Origin of the sequence: Streptomyces longisporoflavus (assembly GCF_014649775.1) — a bacterium.
GTDB lineage: Bacteria > Actinomycetota > Actinomycetes > Streptomycetales > Streptomycetaceae > Streptomyces > Streptomyces longisporoflavus.
On the sequence record NZ_BMTR01000022.1, the window covers coordinates 79,358 to 99,506 of the forward strand.

General features: G+C 70.8%; 14 protein-coding genes. 6 read left to right on the plus strand and 8 right to left on the minus strand.

The features are described 5' to 3' along the window. Window positions 1-16: 16 nt before the first annotated feature. Window positions 17-3,205, minus strand: a complete 3,189-nt coding sequence (locus tag IE226_RS33765) for a tetratricopeptide repeat protein (protein WP_190085252.1) — start codon at window positions 3,203-3,205, stop codon at window positions 17-19. Between the two features lie 134 nt (window positions 3,206-3,339). On the opposite strand from IE226_RS33765, the gene IE226_RS33770 reads away from it, so the two are divergent. Beyond that, the gene (locus IE226_RS33770) at window positions 3,340-5,352 is read left to right on the plus strand and encodes a thioredoxin domain-containing protein (protein WP_190085253.1); all 2,013 of its coding nucleotides are present in this window, start codon (window positions 3,340-3,342) and stop codon (window positions 5,350-5,352) included. 145 nt (window positions 5,353-5,497) lie between these two features. Here IE226_RS33770 and IE226_RS33775 read toward each other — a convergent pair whose 3' ends face one another. The 4 genes from IE226_RS33775 to trhA form a co-directional block, all read right to left on the minus strand. Next, on the minus strand, window positions 5,498-6,250 hold the full coding sequence (locus IE226_RS33775; protein ID WP_190085254.1) for a Mut7-C RNAse domain-containing protein: 753 nt from the start codon (window positions 6,248-6,250) through the stop codon (window positions 5,498-5,500). Between the two features lie 41 nt (window positions 6,251-6,291). Beyond that, window positions 6,292-6,927 (minus strand): TetR/AcrR family transcriptional regulator, encoded by a 636-nt coding sequence (locus tag IE226_RS33780; protein ID WP_373307087.1) that lies wholly within the window; start codon window positions 6,925-6,927, stop codon window positions 6,292-6,294. Window positions 6,928-6,932: 5 nt separating this feature from the next. Then, complete coding sequence (locus IE226_RS33785; RefSeq protein ID WP_190085256.1) at window positions 6,933-8,492, minus strand: MFS transporter; 1,560 nt, start codon at window positions 8,490-8,492, stop codon at window positions 6,933-6,935. Window positions 8,493-8,630: 138 nt separating this feature from the next. After that, window positions 8,631-9,371: a PAQR family membrane homeostasis protein TrhA gene (trhA, locus tag IE226_RS33790; protein ID WP_190085257.1), complete on the minus strand. Its 741-nt coding sequence runs from the start codon at window positions 9,369-9,371 to the stop codon at window positions 8,631-8,633. A 353-nt stretch (window positions 9,372-9,724) separates the two neighbouring features. On the opposite strand from trhA, the gene IE226_RS33795 reads away from it, so the two are divergent. Together IE226_RS33795 and IE226_RS33800 are read left to right on the plus strand one after the other, a co-directional pair. Beyond that, window positions 9,725-11,569 carry a phosphoenolpyruvate carboxykinase (GTP) gene (locus IE226_RS33795; protein ID WP_190085258.1) on the plus strand — a complete coding sequence of 615 codons (1,845 nt, stop codon included), beginning with the start codon at window positions 9,725-9,727 and terminating at the stop codon, window positions 11,567-11,569. Between the two features lie 193 nt (window positions 11,570-11,762). Beyond that, entirely contained in the window at window positions 11,763-13,478 is a 1,716-nt protein-coding gene (locus tag IE226_RS33800; RefSeq protein WP_229871692.1) for an Ig-like domain repeat protein, read from the plus strand. Window positions 13,479-13,619: 141 nt separating this feature from the next. On the opposite strand, the gene IE226_RS33805 is transcribed toward IE226_RS33800, so the two are convergent. Together IE226_RS33805 and IE226_RS33810 are read right to left on the minus strand one after the other, a co-directional pair. Next, window positions 13,620-14,030 (minus strand): SCO4983 family protein, encoded by a 411-nt coding sequence (locus tag IE226_RS33805; RefSeq protein WP_190085259.1) that lies wholly within the window; start codon window positions 14,028-14,030, stop codon window positions 13,620-13,622. An 81-nt stretch (window positions 14,031-14,111) separates the two neighbouring features. Next, window positions 14,112-15,323 carry a pyridoxal phosphate-dependent aminotransferase gene (locus tag IE226_RS33810; protein WP_190085260.1) on the minus strand — a complete coding sequence of 404 codons (1,212 nt, stop codon included), beginning with the start codon at window positions 15,321-15,323 and terminating at the stop codon, window positions 14,112-14,114. 242 nt (window positions 15,324-15,565) lie between these two features. On the opposite strand from IE226_RS33810, the gene IE226_RS33815 reads away from it, so the two are divergent. The 3 genes from IE226_RS33815 (at window position 15,566) to IE226_RS33825 (ending at window position 18,220) form a co-directional block, all read left to right on the plus strand. After that, window positions 15,566-16,399 (plus strand): trypsin-like serine peptidase, encoded by an 834-nt coding sequence (locus IE226_RS33815; protein WP_190085261.1) that lies wholly within the window; start codon window positions 15,566-15,568, stop codon window positions 16,397-16,399. 190 nt (window positions 16,400-16,589) lie between these two features. Continuing rightward, window positions 16,590-17,471 (plus strand): trypsin-like peptidase domain-containing protein, encoded by an 882-nt coding sequence (locus tag IE226_RS33820; RefSeq protein ID WP_190085262.1) that lies wholly within the window; start codon window positions 16,590-16,592, stop codon window positions 17,469-17,471. Between the two features lie 137 nt (window positions 17,472-17,608). Further along, on the plus strand, window positions 17,609-18,220 hold the full coding sequence (locus tag IE226_RS33825; RefSeq protein ID WP_190085263.1) for a hypothetical protein: 612 nt from the start codon (window positions 17,609-17,611) through the stop codon (window positions 18,218-18,220). Here the strand turns inward: IE226_RS33825 and IE226_RS33830 are convergent, their stop codons facing one another. Then, entirely contained in the window at window positions 18,221-19,834 is a 1,614-nt protein-coding gene (locus tag IE226_RS33830) for an N-acyl-D-amino-acid deacylase family protein (protein WP_190085264.1), read from the minus strand. Window positions 19,835-20,149: the final 315 nt, after the last annotated feature.

The following is a 20,149-nucleotide window of genomic DNA, read 5'->3' on the forward strand; positions in this document are numbered from 1 at the left end:
CGGGCGCTCGTACCCGTCACTCCACCGTCACTCCCATCACCTCACGGGAGTGGCGGTTGGGCACCATGCCCAGGCTCCAGGCCTGCCAGCCGGTCTCCAGGTCGGCGCCGCGCCGCAGGAGAAGGCCGTACGCCTCCATGTAGTCGACAAGGGCCCCGTCGCGCGTCGGGTGATCGGCGCGGATCAGCTGGCTGAGCTCCTCGTGGGCGACGGCGGTGCCGATCTCCCAGCCGCCGGGCGACGCGTACGGCAGCAGGGTGCAGCGCAGGAAGCGGGCCCAGTCCCCGCCGCGCCGGTCGCCGTACGAGGCGAAGAGCGCGGCGGCCTCGTCGCACAGGGCGAGCGCCTGCTGGGGCCGGGTATTCCCCGCGTCGACGACCGCGAGCTCCAGGCACGTCCAGGCTTCGCCGTGCGCGACGCCGATGCGCTGGAAGTCGGCGCGGGCGTCCACCAGGAGCTGGCGGGCGAAGCCGGAATTGCGCAGCGAGCCCGTCTGGGCGGCGCGCTGGTCGCGCGTGACCCGGGCCGAGTGGTGCCGGGCGCAGGCCAGGCCGTACACGTCCCGCATCCGCGAGAACATCGTCCGTGAGCGCTCGAGCTCGCGCACCGCCTGATCGAGACGGCCCGCCTCCTCCAGGGCCTGGCCCAGGTAGTAGGCGCTCCACGCCTCGCCGCGCGCGTCCTCGTTCTCGCGGTGCCGGGACACCGCCTGCCGCAGGCTGTCCACGGCGGCGGACGCGTCGCCCTCCACCATGCGGGCCCGCGCGAGCTGCGTCAGGGCCCATGCCTCGCCGCGCCCGTCGCGCGTACGGCCGTAGAGGTCCAGGGCGTCACGCAGCTGCTCCTCCGCGCGCGGCACGTCGCCCATGCGCAGGTACAGCTGGCCGAGCTGGAAGTGCGCCCACGCCTCGCCGTGCAGGGAGTCGTTCTCGCGGTGCAGGGCCAGGGAGGCCTCCAGGAGCCCCAGCGCCTTGTTGAGGTTGGAGCGGTCGCGCTCCACCGCGGCGAGGGCGTGCATCGTCCAGGCGCGGTCACCGGCGAGCTCGTCGGCGGCCTGTAGTGCGAGGGCCTCGCTGAGCCGGGCCGCCGCCTCCGTCAGGTTGCCCTGGTGGTGCAGGGTGATCCCGAGGGAGCACAGGGCGAGGGCCGCGCCCGCGTCCTGGTTGGCCTCCATGTACAGGTCGACGACCGACGTCAGCGTCGTCCGCGCCTGGTCGAGCTCGCCGAGCTGCCGGGACGCGATGCCCGTGCGCCATCGCACGCTCCGGGTGAGAAGCCCCTGGTCGACGGCCTGCGCGAGCTCGCTGATCTCACCGAGGCGGTAGAGGTCGCCGCGCAGCAGGCAGTAGTCGCACAGCGCGCCCAGGAGATTGAGCACCGCCTTCTGGTCGACGCCCTGCGCATGCCGCAGCGCCGCCGTGATGAAGCTCGACTCGTCGTCCAGCCAGCGCAGGGCGGCATCGAGCGAGGGGAAGCCGTGCCGGTCGAAACGGCCCGCCTGCGTCGACATCTTGCCGTCGACCAGCCGGATCACCGCCCCCGCGAGCTCGCTGTAGCTGACGATCAGGCGCTCCTGCGCCGCCGTGCGCTCGGCGGGCTCCTCCTCGTCCAGGACGCGGGCAAGGGCGAAGGACCGTACGAGATCGTGCAGGCGGTAGCGGCTGCCGCGCACGTGGTCGACCAGGCCCGCGCGCGAGAGCGCGGTCAGCTGGCGCGCCGCCTCCTGCTCGTCGGCGCCGAGCAGGGCAGCGGCGGCGGCCGTCCCGAGCGACGCGCGGCCCGCGAGGGCGAGCCTGCGCAGGAGACGCCGGGCCGACTCGCCCTGATCGGTGTAGCGCAGCCACAGGACACGCTCGACGGGCTCCACCGGGCCGTACGCGGCGAGGTCGGCGGCGAGCCGGCTCGACGTGCGCGAACCGATCGAGGAACCGGCGATGCGCAGGGCCAGCGGAAGGCCGCCGCACAACTCCCGCACCGCGTCCTGCGACTCGGCGTCGTAGGGCCCCGAGGTGTCCCGGGCCGCCTCCCGCAGGAGCTCCTCCGCACCCGCCGCGTCCAGCGGCTCCACCGGCAGCTGATGCACCCAGGCGGGCAGGTCCGCCGGGAGTTCCAGGGGCTTGCGGGCGGTGACGATCACGAGGCTGTCGGAGCGCTCGGGCACCAGGGTGCGCACCTGCTCCGGGTCGCTCGCGTCGTCAAGTACGACGGTCACCGCGAGCCCGGTCAGATACTGGTGGTAGAGCTCGCTGAGCCGCTTGACCTGCTGCTCCTGCGTGGCACGCTCCCGGAACAGCAACTGCTCGCGCGGGGCGCCCAATCGATTCAGCAGATGCAGCAGCGCGTCCCGCGTGGACAGCGGCTGGGAGCTCTCGCCCCGCAGATCGACGACGCAGGCGCCCCGGAACTGGTCCCGCAGATCGTGCGCGGCACGCACCGCGAGCGAGGAGCGCCCGGAACCCGGCGCGCCGTGCAGCACCACCACGGTGGGCCGGGTCTCGGTGCTGGCCCGCGCGGCGTGCACCCACTGGGCGACACGGGCGAGCTCGGCACGGCGGCCCGCGAACGGGCCCTGCGGCTCGGGCAGTTGGGTGAACGACTGCTCCAGTACGGTGCGCCTGCGTGCCGCCGCGCTCTTGTCCGTGCCCCTCAGCTGGGGCGCGGCGGTCTTCTTCTTGCCCGAGGAGGCCTGGAGCACCCGCTGCTGGTCGATGAAGGGCCGGATGCCGCGCACCTCAAGAGCCGTGAGCCACTGCAACCGCAGCTGCTCGGGCCCGCCCGGCTGGCTCATCGCACCGGCGCGGCGGCTGGCCGCCGGCACATGGGACGCGGTGACCTTCAGGACGGTGGTGGCCGCGCCGACGACGCCGACGGCGGCGCCCGCGCCCAGCGCGGTCGAGGCCCCGGTGCCGAGGACGAGGTCGGCGAGACACGCGGCCACCGCCGCAACGGCGGCCACGATCAGGGCAGTTCCCGCGCCCTCCTTCGTATAGCGCTGCCCGAAGGAGAGCTGCCCGGCCTGCGCCTCGTCGACGGCGTTCGTATAGGCCGCGTACTCCTCGGCGGCGGCCTGCTCCATGGCGTCGAGCGCTCCCCTGGCCCTGGAGAGCAGCACACCCCCGTCGATGCGCCCGCCGGAGCGCCGCACCTCTTCCTCCACCGCCCGCACCAACAGCCGCTCGGCTTCGGCCCGATGGCTGTCCCGCATATGGGTCCCCCTCCGAGAGCAATAGTCGCCTGCGGTCACAAGTGTCCTGCGTACAGCGCTCCGGCGCGAGGGACTCCGCGGATCACGCGGGACAGTCCCCGGATCCGCGGGCCGGGTGAGCGAGGATGGGGGGCATGCCGAACCGACTGGCCCATGAGACGTCCCCCTACCTCCTTCAGCACGCCGACAACCCCGTCGACTGGTGGCCCTGGTCGGCGGACGCCTTCGCCGAGGCACGGGAGCGAGGCGTTCCCGTGCTGCTCAGCGTGGGGTACAGCAGCTGCCACTGGTGTCACGTCATGGCGCACGAGTCCTTCGAGGACGACGGCACGGCCGCTTTCCTCAACGAGCACTTCGTCAACATCAAGGTCGACCGCGAGGAGCGGCCCGACATCGACGCCGTCTACATGGAGGCCGTACAGGCCGCCACGGGCCAGGGCGGCTGGCCCATGACGGTCTTCCTCACCCCCGACGCCGAGCCCTTCTACTTCGGCACGTACTTCCCGCCCGAGCCCCGCCACGGCATGCCCTCCTTCCGGCAGGTGGCCGACGGGGTCCGGCGCGCCTGGACGGACCGGCGCGACGAGGTCGACGAGGTCGCCGGGAAGATCGTCCGCGACCTCGCCGAACGCCGGCTGGCCTTCGGGGCCGACGAGCTGCCCGGCGAGGAGGAGCTCGCGCAGGCACTGCTCGGCCTCACCCGCGACTACGACGCGTCGCGGGGCGGATTCGGCGGCGCGCCCAAGTTCCCGCCGTCCATGGTCATCGAGTTCCTGCTGCGGCACTACGCCCGCACCGGTGCGGAGGGCGCCCTCCAGATGGCGGCCGACACCTGCGAGCGGATGGCGCGCGGCGGGATCTACGACCAGCTGGGCGGCGGCTTCGCCCGCTACTCCGTGGACCGCGAGTGGGTCGTGCCGCACTTCGAGAAGATGCTGTACGACAACGCCCTGCTCTGCCGGGTCTACGCCCACCTGTGGCGGGCCACCGGTTCCGACCTCGCACGGCGCGTCGCCCTGGAGACCGCCGACTTCATGGTGCGCGAACTGCGCACGAACGAGGGCGGCTTCGCCTCTGCGCTCGACGCGGACAGCGAGGACGCCGCGACCGGCAAGCACGTCGAGGGCGCGTACTACGTATGGACGCCGCGGCAGCTGCGCGAGGTGCTCGGCGACGCCGACGCGGAGATCGCCGCCGCGTACTTCGGGGTGACGGAGGAAGGGACCTTCGAGGAGGGCGCCTCGGTCCTGCAGCTGCCGGCGGACGCGGGCGTGGCGGCGGATGCCGGGCGGCTGGCCTCGATCCGGGAGCGGCTGCTCGCGGCGCGGTCGCGGCGGCCGGCGCCGGGCCGCGACGACAAGGTCGTCGCCGCCTGGAACGGTCTTGCCGTCGCCGCGCTCGCGGAAGTGGGCGCGTACTTCGACCGGCCGGATCTGGTGGCGGCGGCCGTGGGTGCCGGGGACTTGCTGGTGCGCCTGCACATGGACGACCGGGCGCGGCTCTCCCGTACGTCGAGGGACGGTGTCGTGGGCGTCAACGCCGGTGTCCTCGAGGACTACGCGGATGTCGCCGAGGGGTTCCTCGCGCTGGCGTCCGTGACGGGGGAGGGGGTGTGGCTGGAGTTCGCGGGGTTCTTGCTCGACCACGTCCTCGGGCAGTTCGTGGACGCGGAGTCCGGGTCCCTCTACGACACCGCCGCGGACGCGGAGCAGCTGATCAGGCGGCCGCAGGACCCCACCGACAACGCGGTGCCGTCCGGGTGGACGGCGGCTGCGGGGGCGCTGCTTTCGTACGCGGCGCATACGGGGGCTTCGCCTCATCGTGAGGCGGCCGAGCGGGCGCTGGGGGTCGTGAAGGGGCTCGCGCCGCGGGCGCCGCGGTTCATCGGGCATGGGCTCGCGGTGGCCGAGGCGGCGCTTGACGGGCCCCGGGAGGTCGCGGTGATCGGTGCTGTGGGCGGGGAGTTGCATCGCACCGCGCTGCTGGGGGCGGCGCCGGGGGCCGTGGTGGCGGTCGGTCCGGCGGGCAGCGACGAGTTTCCGCTGCTCGCGGGGAGGGAGCTGGCTGCGGCCTATGTCTGCCGCCGTTTCGTCTGCGACGCGCCTACCGCTGACGCGGGGGAACTGGCGGCGAAGCTGTCTGGCTGAGGGCTCGGCGCGAGGGCCTTGTGCGTGCCGTCGTCACCGGCTTCGCCGAGTTCGTCCTCAAACGCCGGACAGGCTGAAATCGTTCACCCGTCCGGCGTTTGAGGACCAGGGCCCGGGGCGGAGCCCCTGCGCGGCGGAGCCGCAATCAGATGCAGCCGGGAGGGGGCGGCGGGGTCGGGGAGAATTCGGTTACCGCCCGCTCCACGATCCCCTCCAGCCGATCATGGTGCGCCCCCCGCCAGTACACCTTCCCGCACTCCCCGCACTCCGCGAACACGTCATACGTCCCCCGAGTACCCCCCTCCAGCCGCTCCGCCACGTCCTCCTTGCTCGCCGCACGCAGTGAGCCGTTGCAGGCGGTGCACCGCGTCCACGGACGCAGCGCGGGTGCGAACCGGCCCAGCACATCGCGGAGTTGTTCGTCCGGCGCGTCGCTGTAGACGTACGCGCCCGCCCACAGTTCGCGCCGCCGCAGCAACCCCCTGTCCCGGCTGAGCAGCACCCGCTGCTCGGCCGCCGAGCGCTTGGCGAGGGCGGGGTCGCCGATGTCCGTGCTCTCGTACGCCGCGTCGACGCCGAGGAGCCGCAGCCGCCGGGCCAGCGTGCCCAGGTGGACGTCCAGGAGGAAGCGGAGAGGGGCGCCGGGTACGGGCTGGGGGCGGGGGACGGCGCGGACCTGCACCGACTCGCCCGCCGCGGGGATGTGCGAGACCGGGACCTCCGCACCGTCCACGACGAGCGCGCCGACCTCCGTCAGCGGCACCCCGAGCGACTCGACGACGTGGCCGAGCGTGGACACACCGTCCGTAACGGCGCTGGCGGGGCCGCCCCTTCGCTCGTGCGGGACGAAAAGCCCCAGCTCGGGGGCGAATTGGATGAGGATCTCCGGACCGTTCATGCGGTCAGGATGGCACGGGGCACGTAGGGAGGGCCCGGGATTTACGGCGCCTCGCCGCCGGGGGCGAAGCCGGCCGCCAGCATGGTCAGGGAGCGGTCCACCAGCTCGCCCAGGTCGTCCCGGTGGTCGTGCTCCGCCCAGTACGCGGCCGTCTCCGTGAGCGCGGCGATCAGCCCCATCGCGAACACCCGGACCTCCAGCTCACCGGCGTCGCGGCCGGTGCGTTCCGCGATGACGCGGCACAGCATGCGGCCGGTGACCGACATGCTCTCCAGGAGCCGGGACCGTACGGCCGGGACCTCGATCATCAGGCGCGTACGGAGGCGCGAGACCTCCGGCTCCTCGGTGAAGCCGAGGTTCACCGCCCGGCGCAGCACGAGCCGCAGGGACTCGACGATCGGCTCGTCCGCCGGGCGCGCCCGCAGCTCCTGTTCGAGCAGCGGGTCGTACTCGTCGGTGAGGACGATGTCCTCCTTGGTCGGGAAGTAGCGAAAGACCGTCGACGCCGACACCTCCGCCGCCTCGGCGATCTGCTCGACCGTGGTGGCCTCGTACCCCTGATCCTCGATCAGCCGGTACGTGGCCTCACGGATCGCGATGCGGGTCTTGAGCTTCTTCCGCTCACGCAGCCCCGGCCGGGAGCCGGGTGCGGAAGCGGTGGTACGTGCGGCCGTCATGGCCCTCATTCTCGGGTATCGGCCGTCTGCCGTGCCATGTCGGTGTCGTCCGGCGGCGCGGGAGTCGTCCCCGGCAGCAGCGCCGCGACCAGCAGCGCCGTCACCAACGCCGCGATTCCGCTCACCAGAAGCACCGTCACCATCCCGTCCACGTACGCCCGGTCGGCGGAGTCGACGAGCCCGGCGGCCCCGAGCCGGTCGGCGACCTCATGGGCGGCCACCACCGATTCACCCGCGGCGTCCGCGGGCCCGTCCGGCAGCTTGCCGGTGTCGAGCCGGTCCGTGTACACGACGGTGAGCAGCGAGCCGAGCAGCGCGATCCCGACGGCGCCGCCCACCTGCCGCACGGTCATCATGAGCCCGGTGCCCGAGCCGGCCCGCTCCACGGGGAGCGCCCCGAGGGCCGAGTCCATGGCCGGTACGACGGCGAAGCCGAAGCCGAGCCCGGCGATGGTGAGCCACAGCGCGGTGAAGCCGTAGCCGGAGTCGACCGTCGTACGGCTGCCGAGGATCGCCGCGAAGGCGAGCACGACGAGCCCGCAGCTGATCACCGCGCGCGGGCCGAAGCGTCGTACGACGGACTCCGCGCCCTTCGCGGCGACCAGCAGACCGCCCATCATCGGCAGGAGCCGCACGCCGGTGCCGAAGGCGTCATGGCCGAGCACCACCTGCAGATACTGCGGAAGCACGAACATCAGGCCCGACAGGACGAACATGACGAGCGTCGCCGCGAGCGTGTTGAGCAGAAAGCCGCGGTTGCGGAGCAGCGACATGTCGAGCATCGGGCGGGGCACGTGTCGTTCGCGCAGGACGAGCGCGGCGATCAGGGCGACCGCGCCGCCCGCCATGCCGAGGACCAGGGGATCGCCCCAGCCTCGTACGGGCGCCTCGATGATCGCGTAGATGAGCGCGCCGAGCCCGGCCGCGGTGAGCGCGGTGGAGACGACGTCGACCTTGGGCGAGGAGGGATCGGTCGTCTCCGGGAGCAGGAAGAGGCAGGCCGTGATGCCGATCGCGACCATCGGGACGTTGATCAGGAAGATCGAGCCCCACCAGAAGTGGTCCAGGAGCCAGCCGCCGACGATCGGCCCGAGCGGCGCGCCGAGCGCGGAGGCCGCCGAGACGATGCCGACGGCCTTGGTCCGCTCGCCGGGTGCGAAGAGCGCGGGCAGTACGGCCAGGGCGAGCGGCATCACGAGTGCGCCGCCCATGCCCATGACCGCCCTGGCCGCGACGACCAGCGCCACGGAGTCGGCGAGGGCGCCGAGCAGGGAGCCCGCCAGGAAGACGCCGAGCCCGGTGACCAGCATCCTGCGGCGGCCGAACCGGTCGCCGAGCAGCCCTGCCGGCAGCATCAGGGCCGCGAAGACGACGATGTAGGCGTCCGCCATCCACTGCTGCTCGCCCGTGCTCGCGTCCAGCTGCCCGGCCATCGTCGGCAGGGCGACATTGAGGATCGTCATGTCGAAACCGAGCACCAGCATGCTCGCGACCAGGGCGGCAAGGGCCCACCAACGCCTTGGGTCCTGCCGGTGTGCGGCAGGCGAGCTTTTGACAGTGGCCATGAAATGAGAGTAGCTGTCAAAAGGTAGTGGCCGTCAAGGCCTGCTTGCGTCGTACGGGTGTCCCCGGGCACGCAAATGGCCGCGGCTCGTGAGCCGCGGCCATCGGGAGGGGAACAGGAGGGGAAGGAGAACCGGGGCCTACTGCCCGTGCTGGTACGCCACCAGCGAGATGCCCACGTAGTGCACCGTGAACGCGGCCAGTGTCAGGGAGTGGAAGACCTCGTGGAAGCCGAAGAAGCGGGGGGAGGGGTTGGGGCGCTTGATGCCGTAGATCACGCCGCCCGCGCTGTAGAGCAGTCCGCCCACGACCACGAGGACCAGTACGGCGATGCCGCCCGCCCGCATGAAGTCCGGCAGGTAGAAGACCGCGGCCCAGCCCATCGCGATGTAGCACGGGGTGTAGAGCCAGCGCGGGGCGCCGACCCAGAAGACGCGGAAGAGGATGCCGGCGACCGCCGCGCCCCATACGCCCCAGAGCAGCCACTGGCCCTTGGACTCGGGCAGGAGCAGCATCGTCAGCGGGGTGTACGTGCCCGCGATGATCAGGAAGATGTTGGCGTGGTCGAGTCTGCGCAGCACGCCGTCCGCGCGCGGACCCCAGGTGCCCCGGTGGTAGATCGCGCTCACGCCGAAGAGCAGGCAGGCCGTCAGTACGTAGATACCGCAGGCGATCCGCGCGCGCGTGGAGCCCGCGAGCGCCGTGAGCACGATTCCGGCGATCAGCACCGCGGGGAACATGCCCGCGTGCAGCCAGCCGCGCATCTTCGGCTTCAGCTCCGCGAGGTCCGGGATCTCGGGGTGCGGCAGGGCGTCGAGCGGAGACGAATCGTGGCTCTTGGCCGGGGAGTTCGTGTCCGCGTCGGGGACAGGAGCGGTCATATCGGCATCGTACCTACGCAACCGTAAGTTAGGCATCAGGCAAGTGGGAACCGAGGCGCACAAGTGGCGATGCTCACGGTGATACCCGAGCGTACAAGTGACTGATTCGCGTACGAAAGGCCACCCGGGCGAGTAGTGACGGCTACTCGGGGTAGTGGCGACGGCCGCCCGGGCGAGTGGCGATGCTCACGCCGCTCACGTGTGCGGCCCTCTGGACATATGGGCAGAAGCATCGGATGATCAAATGAGTGCGATCGGCACCGGATGAGCGCCAGAGGGATCAATACGTGAAGCGTCCGGGTCGGAGCCCCCACGGGGCAACACAAACCAAAACCCCTCGTATAGGAGCAATCGTGGCGCGCGACATCGCGGCTCCCCTTCTCGCAGCTTCCATGGGCACCGTTCCCACCGACCACCGGGAGCTCGTCTCCTGGGTGAACGAGATCGCCGAACTGACACAACCGGACAGCGTGGTCTGGTGCGACGGCTCCGAGACCGAGTACGAGCGCCTGTGCGAGGAGCTCGTGGCCAAGGGCACCTTCAAGAAGCTCGACCCGATCAAGCGCCCCAACTCGTACTACGCGGCCTCCGACCCGACCGACGTCGCGCGCGTCGAGGACCGCACCTTCATCTGCTCCGAGAAGGAGGAGGACGCGGGCCCGACCAACCACTGGAAGGACCCCGCCGAGATGCGGGAGATCTTCCGGGGCGACGAGGGCGTCTTCCGCGGCTCCATGCGCGGACGCACCATGTACGTCGTCCCGTTCTGCATGGGCCCGCTCGGCTCACCGCTCTCCGCGATCGGCGTCGAGATCACCGACTCGGCGTACGTCGCCGTCTCCATGCGCACCATGACCCGCATGGGCCAGGCCGTCCTGGACGAGCTCGGCGACGACGGCTTCTTCGTGAAGGCCGTCCACACGCTCGGCGCCCCGCTCGAAGAGGGCCAGGCGGACGTGCCGTGGCCCTGCAACTCCACGAAGTACATCTCGCACTTCCCCGAGGACCGCGAGATCTGGTCCTACGGCTCGGGCTACGGCGGCAACGCCCTGCTCGGCAAGAAGTGCTACGCCCTGCGCATCGCCTCCGTCATGGCTCGCGACGAGGGCTGGCTCGCCGAGCACATGCTGATCCTCAAGCTCACCCCGCCGCAGGGAGAGGCGAAGTACGTCGCCGCCGCGTTCCCGAGCGCCTGCGGCAAGACCAACCTCGCCATGCTGGAGCCGACGACCCGCGGCTGGACCGTGGAGACCATCGGCGACGACATCGCCTGGATGCGGTTCGGCGAGGACGGCCGGCTCTACGCGATCAACCCCGAGGCCGGTTTCTTCGGCGTCGCGCCCGGCACCGGCGAGCACACCAACGCCAACGCCATGAAGACCCTGTGGGGCAACTCGGTCTTCACGAACGTCGCGCTCACCGACGACAACGACGTCTGGTGGGAGGGCATGACGGAGGAGACCCCGGCCCACCTCACCGACTGGAAGGGCAACGACTGGACCCCCGAGTCCGGCGTCCCGGCCGCGCACCCCAACGCCCGCTTCACCACGCCCGCCTCGCAGTGCCCGATCATCGCGCCCGAGTGGGAGGACCCCAAGGGCGTGCCGATCTCGGCGATCCTCTTCGGCGGCCGTCGCGCCAGCGCGGTGCCGCTGGTCACGGAGTCCTTCAACTGGCAGCACGGCGTCTTCCTCGGCGCGAACGTGGCGAGCGAGAAGACCGCCGCGGCCGAGGGCAAGGTCGGCGAGCTGCGCCGCGACCCGTTCGCGATGCTGCCGTTCTGCGGCTACAACATGGGCGACTACATGGCCCACTGGGTCAAGGTCGGCGCGGACAAGCCCGACCAGTCCAAGCTGCCGAAGATCTACTACGTCAACTGGTTCCGGAAGAACGCCGACGGCAAGTTCGTCTGGCCCGGCTTCGGCGAGAACAGCCGCGTCCTGAAGTGGATCGTGGACCGCCTCGACGGCAAGGCGGACGGCGTCGAGACGCCCATCGGCATCCTGCCGACGGTCGACTCCCTGGACACGGACGGCCTCGACCTGGCCAAGGATGACCTGGAGTTTCTGCTCACGGTCGACAAGGAGGTCTGGCGCGACGAGGCCTCGCTGATCCCCGAGCACCTGAACACCTTCGGCGACCACACGCCCAAGGAACTGTGGGACGAGTACCGCGCCCTGGTCCAGCGTCTCGGCTGACCATACGCACATTCCGGATGGGCCCCGCACAACGGCGTGCGGGGCCCATCCGCGTATATGCGCATCTTGCATACGCTGCCTTCACATGCCCCTCACATGTTTCAATGGCCCCACACGGGGGGCCGCTGATCGTCGCGCGCCCCAATTGAGCCTGTGGGGGGCCAAGTTGAAGAAGTCTCAGCGGTTAAGACGTGTGACGGGCGCCGCACTCGCGGTGGTCCTGGGGTCGGCCGGTCTGGTCGCAGGCACCACGCCCGCCGCGTACGCCGCCACTCCGTCCGACGAAGTGGCGAAGCTGCCGATCTACTCGTTCGGCGCGATGGTGGTGGACGACGCGAACGAGCGGGTCTACGTCACCGACGGGAACAGGAGCGGCAGCGGGGCCAGCGCCGTCCTGGTCTACAACTTCGAGGGACAGCGCGTCGGTTCGCTCGCCACCGACCAGCCGGCGTCCGGCATGGCGCTCAGCGCGGACGGCGCGACCCTGCACGTGTCGCAGTCCAACCGCATCCTCGCGTTCGACACGGCGACACAGACCAGGACCGGTGCCACGGGCACGAACTACGACGTCACCTGCGGCCGGGAAGTGGCCGTCGCGGGCGGCAAGACGTGGTTCACGGAGACGCCGTACAGCGGCAGTTCGTACTGCGACAGGCCCGACAACAGCGCCCTGCTGTACCAGGTGAAGGGCGCCTCGTACGTCAACACCGGCTGGAACAGCGAGGGCAGGCTGAAGATCGAGTCGGGACCCGGGGCCCCGGACCGGCTCGTGATGGGGCAGGCGGGCACGAACAGCGCGGCCAACGCGTTCGTCGCCACCTTCGACGCGAGCGGCGACAATCTGGTGCGAGGCCCGCAGCGGCGCTTCGCGGACGCCGAGGGCAAGGGCGCGCTCGACCTCAAGGACCTCGCCCAGAGCGCGGACGGCAAGCGGATCGCCGTCGCCGACGCGGCGTACGGCACCCGGCTGCTCGACGCCTCCGACCTGGCGGACGCCCCGACCGGCTACCAGCCGCTGCCGACGGGCGCGAAGGCATCGGCGGTGGCGTTCAGCGGCGACGGGAAGTACGTGGCGCGCGGTGCGGACGCCTCGGGCAGCGTGTCCGATCTGCTGATCCAGCCCGCCGACCCGGCGGACGGCACCACTCCGATGGAGTTCGCCTTCGAGGGGGAGCTCGACGGCTCGCGGGTCGTGCCGCGCGGCCTCGACTGGTCCAAGGACGGCTCGCGGCTCTTCGCGGTGACCACGGATGGCTACAACCACTGGTTGCACGTCATCAAGCCGCCGGCCGCCCAGTACGACTCGCGCTTCTCGGGCACCCTGAGCACCACGCCGTCGAAGCCCGTGGTCGGCGAACCGCTCGGCATCCGGGGCAAGCTGGAGCTGGACGGGCCCGCGCCCGCGGAGCCGGTGAAGGTCGAGGCGGTCCGCAAGGACGCGGACGGCACGACGGAGGTGGCGCCCGCCAAGGTCGCCGCCGACGGCAGCTTCACCGTCCTGGACGTGCCTGACCGGCTCGGCGAGACGACGTACACGCTGCGGTTCCTCGGCGATGTCACGCACCGTCCCGCCGAGGACGTCACGCTCACCGTCGACGTGGCGAAGGCGGCGACGGCGATCGAGCTGACGGCGCCCGCCGAGGCGACCCGCGCGGGTGGCGTCGAGATCCCCGGCAAGCTGACCGGGCAGGGCCGCGCCCTGCCGTCCGGGATCGCCCTGAAGGTGACGCGGACCGACCGGTTCGGCACGACGGGTGAACTGACCTCGGCGTCGGTCGCCGCCGACGGCACGTTCAAGGTCAAGGACCTGCCGAACAAGCGGGGCAAGACCCTCTACGCGGTGAGCTACGAGGGCGACGACCTGCACACGGCCTCATCGGCCGAGGCGACGGTACGGGTGATCAGCTAGCGGGGTAGATGGCACCCGGTCCGAAGAACCTCAGGGCCTTCGGACCGGGGCCGTTCATGGGGCCGGGCCCCGAAGGGGCGCGGGGAACTGCGCGCCCAGCCACGACGCACCCGCAGCCGCACAGGCGGGGCCAGCGGCAGCTCAGATGGCGCCCACGAGCCGGGCCGCGCCGGCGTGTGCGTCCATACGCCGAGCGGCGAGAATCGCCGCCGCGGTGTCGGCGCGGGACGCCGCCACCACCAGAGCGCGGCCCGCGAGAGCGTGGGCACGCTGGTGCAGGGCGGTGAGGTGCGGTTCGTGGATCGCGGTCACCACGGCCGAGCGGACGGGCGCGAGGCCGCCACGCAGCCGGGCCACCTCGGACGACAGCTGCTCGGCGGCGTCGTCGAGGTCGAGCGAGGGCGCGAGGGCACGCAGCTCGTCGGTGACCGCGAGAAGCGCCGCCAGATGCGCGGCGAGCTGGATGTCCAGCTCCTCCTCGCGGGAGCGGTGCGGGAAGTCGCCGGGGTCGGCCATGGCGTGGACCGACTTGGTGCGGATCGGCTCGTACATGGGATGGCCTCCTGGCGGGTAGCTTGAAAGCCATCCTACATTAGATTCTGTCTAAAGTTGAGTCGGGCTGGTTCTGGGGATCTAGGGCTGGCTGTAACCGTCCAGGAAGTTGCCGATGCGGGTCACGGCCTCCGTCAGGTCCGTCGCCGTGGGCAGTGTGACGACCCGGAAGTGATCGGGCTCGGGCCAGTTGAAGCCGGTGCCGTGGACGACCATGATCTTCTCGGCGCGGAGCAGGTCGAGCACCATCTGGCGGTCGTCCTTGATCTTGAAGACCTTCGGGTCGAGGCGCGGGAAGAGATACAACGACCCCTTGGGCTTCACACAGCTCACGCCGGGAATCTGCGTCAGCAGGTCGTACGCCGTGTCGCGCTGCTCCACGAGCCGTCCGCCCGGCAGGACGAGGTCGTTGATGGTCTGCCGCCCGCTGAGCGCCGCGACCACGCCGTGCTGGCCGGGCATGTTCGCGCACAGGCGCATGTTGGCGAGGATCGTCAGGCCCTCGATGTACGAGGACGCGTGCGCCTTGGGCCCGGAGATCGACACCCAGCCGACGCGGTAACCGGCCACCCGGTACGCCTTCGACATGCCGTTGAAGGTGAGGGTGAGCAGGTCGGGGGCGATGGCGGCGGTGGGGGTGTGGACCGCGTCGTCGTAGAGGATCTTGTCGTAGATCTCGTCCGAGCAGACCAGGAGATTGTGGCGGCGCGCGATGTCCGTCAGGCCGCGCAGCATGTCCTCGCTGTATACGGCGCCCGTCGGGTTGTTCGGGTTGATGATCACGAGCGCCTTGGTGCGGTCGGTCACCTTGCGCTCGATGTCGGCGAGGTCCGGCATCCAGTCCGCCTGCTCGTCACAGCGGTAGTGCACGGCCGTGCCGCCGGAGAGCGAGACGGCCGCCGTCCACAGCGGATAGTCCGGCGCCGGTACGAGGACCTCGTCGCCGTCGTCGAGCAGGCCCTGCATGGCCATGACGATGAGCTCGGAGACGCCGTTGCCGATGAAGACGTGCTCGACGTCGGTCTCGATGCCCAGGGTCTGGTTGTGCATGACCACCGCGCGACGGGCCGCGAGCAGGCCCTTCGCGTCGCCGTAACCATGCGCGTCGCCGACGTTGCGGAGGATGTCCTCCAGGATCTCGGGCGGGCACTCGAACCCGAAGGCCGCGGGGTTGCCGGTGTTCAGCTTCAGGATGCGATGGCCCGCCGCTTCCAGCCGCATCGCCTCCTCGAGCACCGGGCCCCGGATCTCGTAACAGACGTTGGCGAGCTTCGTCGACTGGATGACCTGCATGTCCGCGAGCTTACGGCCGCGTAACGAGACCCGCCTCGTGTTTTGCGCCACGTCGGGGAGGGGGCCGTGCGGTGACTGCTCCGACCGGACGGTCGCCCTCGGCGCGCCGCCGGCCGGGAGTGTCCTGTCAGCGGTGAGCCATGTCCGTATGCGGTCTTGTTCTCGCGGCCGATGACCCCAACAATGCGCATGACAAAACCGAAGCAACTTCGGTCACATGGTCAACTGAGGGGACCCCCCACATGAACAAGCCTCTCGTCGCCGCGTGCTTCTCCGCCCTCCTCATCGGAGCGACGGCGGCGCCCGCGTCGGCAGTCAGTGACGAACGGCCCGCTCGGGCGAAGGCGGTCGACTTCGCGGGCACGGTCGCGCTGAGCAACTGTTCCGGCTCCGTCGTCCGCGTACCCGACTCGCAGCCCGGCGACCCGGCGCTCGTGATGTCCAACGGCCACTGCCTGGAGGCCGGTTTCCCGGCGCCCGGCGAGGTCGTCGTCGACAAGCCGTCCTCGCGCAGCTTCACGCTCCTCGACTCCAGCGGCGGCGACGCCGGAACGGTCAAGGCGAGCAAGATCGCCTACGGCACGATGACGGACACGGACCTCTCGCTCTACGAACTGACCAGCACCTACAGCGAGATCGAGAGCAAGTTCGGCATCAAGGCCCTTGAGCTGAACGCGGCGCGCCCGGAGCAGGGCAGGGCGATCACCGTCGCGTCCGGCTACTGGAAGAAGTTGTACAAGTGCAGCATCGACGGCTTCGCGTACCGCCTCAAGGAGGGGAACTGGACCTGGAAGGACTCGGTCCGCTACACCCCCGACTGCCAGACGATCGGCGGCACTTCGGGCTCACCGGTGATAGATGACGCGACCGGCAAGGTGGTCGCCGTCAACAACACCGGCAACGAGAGCGGCGAGGAGTGCACGGACAACAACCCGTGCGAGGTCGACGAGAACGGCAAGGTGACGGTCCGCAAGGGCATCAACTACGCCCAGCAGACGTACGGCATCGTGCCCTGCGTGGCGCCCGGCAACAAGATCGACCTGAGCCGCGAGGGCTGCGAGCTTCCCAAGCCGTAACGCTTTTCCGCCACGGCGGGGCCGGCCCTTCCTCCCTTCCGGGCCGGTCCCGCCGTCTCGTGCGGGACGGGACCGGTGAAATGCAAGAGTTCTCACCCCTTGTCCCCATCCGGGGCCCCCCGAAGAATGCCCATGACAACCGCACGACCACACAGGCACACAGGGCACAGCTACAAGGGGGGCTCCACTCATGAACAAGGCTCTCGCGGGCGGCTTACTCGCCCTCACCCTCGTAGGGTTCGGCTCCGCGCCGTCGGTCGCGGCGCCGGGCGCCCCGGCGTCGTCACAGGCGGCGGGGCAGGCGTCGTCGCAGGCGGCGGCGAAGGGCGTCGACTTCGCCGGGACCGTCGCGCTCAGCAATTGTTCGGGCTCCGTGGTCCGCGTACCGCAGTCGAAGCCGGACGACCCCGCGCTCGTCCTCTCCAACGGCCACTGCCTGGAGAGCGGGTTCCCGGCGGCGGGCGAGGTCATCGTCGACCAGCCGTCCACCCGCACCTTCAAGCTGCTCGACGCGAAGGGCGCCGAGAAGGCGACGCTCACGGCGAGCAAGATCTCGTACGCGACGATGACCGACACCGACATCTCGCTGTACCAACTCACCACCAGCTACGCCGACATCAAGAAGAAGTACGGCATCAAGGCGCTGGAGATCGAGGACGACCACCCGGTGAAGAAGCGGGCCATCACGGTCGTCTCCGGGTACTGGAAAGAGACGTACACCTGCAAGATCGACGGGTTCGTGTACCGCCTCAAGGAAGGCGAGTGGACCTGGAAGGACTCCGTCCGCTACACCCCCGAGTGCCAGACCATCGGCGGCACCTCCGGCTCACCGGTGATCGACCACAAGACCGGCAAGGTCACGGCCGTCAACAACACGGGGAACGAGGACGGCGAGCGCTGCACCCTCAACAATCCGTGCGAGGTCGACCGCCACGGCAACGTGACGGTCCGCAAGGGAATCAACTACGCCCAGCAGACGTACGGGATCGTCCCCTGCGTCACCCACGACAGCAAGATCGACCTCACCCGCAAGGGCTGCAAGCTCCCGCGCCCGGCCGCTGCCGGGAGGTAGCGGGCCCCTGAGGGCGTATGAGGGGGTGGATTGCAGGTAAGAACCGGACGGGCCGCCACCCGGTGACGGCGGCCCGCTCCGGTGAGACGTTGCCGCGGAACCCGCCGGACGAGCCGGCGGGGGACGAGGGGGTCACCATGACCAAGATGATCGGACACGTGGAATACGCGAACGACGAGAAAGAGGCGACCGAGCTGCTGATCGCGTACAGCGACGAGATCGGTCTGCCCTGGGGAGTCATTCCGTTGGCCAAGTGGGCCGCCTCCGTCCGCATCGCGCACACCGAAAGCGACAAGAACGGCCTTGTGGCGGCCAAGAAGACCCTCGACGACGACCTGTTCGAGCAGCGGCGCGCCGAGCGGGTGGCGGCCCGCGAGGCGGCGATCGAGGGGCAGGGCGACTCGCTGGTGAAGGCGGCCGGGGCGAAGACCCTCGCGGGGTCGCTCCTCGCCCAGTGCCAGCACCACTACGGCCAGGCCAACAACCCGAGTTTCACGTTCGGTCCGGGCATGTCGGAAGCGGACTACGCGGCCTTCCAGACCGAGTGGAGCGAACTCGGTGAACTGGCCGACGAGCGCGGTTACGACCAGTTCACGGACTTCTACGCGCTGGACATCCAGAACAAGGCGGCCCTGGGCAAGAAGCAGGTCGGGGACACGCTGGCCACGCGCGGCTGGCAGGGGAACGTGTTCGTCACCATCCTCGGCGCACGGTTCAACGCCCATATCGACATCAAGAAGAAGAAGTAGCTACGGAGTGCGGCGCACGGAACGGCCCGCGAGGACGTCCGTGCGGCGGCCGTCCTGCATCACGAACTTGCCGTCGATCAGGACGTGCGGGATGCCCGTCGGGAGTGTGCGGGGCGCGTCGAAGGTGGAGCCCGCCGCGACCGTCTGAGGGTCGAAGAGGACCAGGTCGGCGCGGTAGCCCTCGCGGACGAGGCCCCGGTCGGGGAGGCGCAGGCGGGCCGCCGGGCGTCCGGTGAGGTGGGCGACGCAGTCCTCCAGGGTGAGGACGCCGAGCTCGCGGACGTAGCGGCCGAGGTACTGGGGGAACGTGCCGTACGCGCGGGGGTGCGGCTTGAAGCCCTGGAGGATGCCGTCGCTGCCGCCCGTGTGCACGGGGTGGCGCATGATCGCCTGGACGTTCTCCTCGTGGCCGACGTGCTGGAGGATCGTGGAGCCCAGCTTGTCGTTGACGAGCAGGCGGCGGGCGGTGATCCAGGGCTCCTCGCCCCGCTCGGCGGCGGACTCGGCGACCGTCTTGCCCACGAAGGATTCGAGACCGGGGACGGAGACGCCGGAGATCTCGATCTTGTCCCACTCGATCGGTACGCCGTGACAGCCGTCGGCGCCGATAACCTCCATGTGGTGGCGGATCTTCTCGGCCGTCGCGTCGTCCTGGAGGCGCGCGAGGATCGCGTCGGGCCCGCCCTCGCTCGCCCAGCTGGGCAGCATGGCGACGAGGGTCGTGCAGCCGGGGGTGTAGGGGTACGTGTCCAGGGTGATGTCGGCGCCGTTCGCGAGCGCGTTGTCGAGGAGCGCGAGCAGGTCGGGCGCCTTGCCCTTGTTCACGCCGAAGTTCATGGTGGCGTGCGCGAGGTGGAGGGGGCAGTTCGCGGTGCGGGTGAGGTTGACCATCTCCTCGTACGCCTGGAGGGCGCCGGCGCCGTAACTGCGGTGGTGGGGGCAGTAGTAGCCGTTGAACTGGGCCACGACCTTGCAGAGCTCGGTGAGTTCGGAGTCGTCGGCGTACATGCCGGGGGTATAGGTGAGGCCCGACGACATACCGACGGCGCCCTGCTCCATGCCCTCGGCGACGAGCTGCTTCATCCGCTCGACCTCGGCGGGGGTCGCGGGGCGGTCGTCCCAGCCGACCGCGTACATACGGACGGTGCCCTGCGGGATGAGGTAGGCCGCGTTGACGGCGGTGCCGTGGCCGCCGTGGGAGCGATCCAGGCGGTCCAGGTACTCGCCGACCGTGCGCCAGTCGAAGTCGATGTCACTTCCGTCGCCGTTCCAGCCGGTGATGGCCTGGCGGACCTGGGCGAGGGTGCGGTCGTCGACGGGCGCGTAGCTGAGACCGTCCTGGCCGATGACCTCCAGGGTCACGCCCTGGGCGGCTTTCGCGCTGTGGTCCGGGTCGCGGAGGAGGGCGAGGTCGCTGTGGGCGTGCATGTCGATGAAACCGGGCGCTAGCGCTAGGCCTTGGGCGGCGACTGTGCGGGTCCCCGTGGGGCGGGGCCCCGCGTCCCCCTCGCGGTGGATCGTGGTGATCCTGCCCTCGTGTACGGCGACGTCGGCTCGGTAGGAGGCACCTCCGGTGCCGTCGATGACGCGGGCGTCTCGGATCACCAGGTCCATGTCGGGTGCCTCTTTCTTGCGTGGGCGCAGGTTGTGTGTGGTGCACCCGGCCTCCGGCCGGGTTGTCGCTCCCACCCGCACCACCCGTGCGGGTCTCGTCGCCGGGTGCGGGTGGCCCCGGCGGGGGCGGGCCGCCACCGGCGACTGCGGGTGGGCGGCCCTGCGGGCGAACCCGCGAGCCGCCGTCGGCAGCGGTCTGCGGGTGGCCCCGCCCTCCTGCCCGGGTGATGCGGGGTAATCGGGCGGGTGGGTGGGAGGCGTCCGCCGCGGAGCGGCGGTTTTGTCTGTCGCCGCCGACGCCGGCGACTGTTTGCG

Coding starts and splice junctions, on each gene's coding strand:
- IE226_RS33765 (WP_190085252.1), bottom strand. CDS start 3,205: ATGCGGGACAGCCATCGGGCCGAAGCCGAGCGGCTGTTGGTGCGGGCG.
- IE226_RS33770 (WP_190085253.1), top strand. CDS start 3,340: ATGCCGAACCGACTGGCCCATGAGACGTCCCCCTACCTCCTTCAGCAC.
- IE226_RS33775 (WP_190085254.1), bottom strand. CDS start 6,250: ATGAACGGTCCGGAGATCCTCATCCAATTCGCCCCCGAGCTGGGGCTT.
- IE226_RS33780 (WP_373307087.1), bottom strand. CDS start 6,927: ATGACGGCCGCACGTACCACCGCTTCCGCACCCGGCTCCCGGCCGGGG.
- IE226_RS33785 (WP_190085256.1), bottom strand. CDS start 8,492: ATGGCCACTGTCAAAAGCTCGCCTGCCGCACACCGGCAGGACCCAAGG.
- trhA (WP_190085257.1), bottom strand. CDS start 9,371: ATGACCGCTCCTGTCCCCGACGCGGACACGAACTCCCCGGCCAAGAGC.
- IE226_RS33805 (WP_190085259.1), bottom strand. CDS start 14,030: ATGTACGAGCCGATCCGCACCAAGTCGGTCCACGCCATGGCCGACCCC.
- IE226_RS33810 (WP_190085260.1), bottom strand. CDS start 15,323: ATGCAGGTCATCCAGTCGACGAAGCTCGCCAACGTCTGTTACGAGATC.
- IE226_RS33815 (WP_190085261.1), top strand. CDS start 15,566: ATGAACAAGCCTCTCGTCGCCGCGTGCTTCTCCGCCCTCCTCATCGGA.
- IE226_RS33820 (WP_190085262.1), top strand. CDS start 16,590: ATGAACAAGGCTCTCGCGGGCGGCTTACTCGCCCTCACCCTCGTAGGG.
- IE226_RS33825 (WP_190085263.1), top strand. CDS start 17,609: ATGACCAAGATGATCGGACACGTGGAATACGCGAACGACGAGAAAGAG.
- IE226_RS33830 (WP_190085264.1), bottom strand. CDS start 19,834: ATGGACCTGGTGATCCGAGACGCCCGCGTCATCGACGGCACCGGAGGT.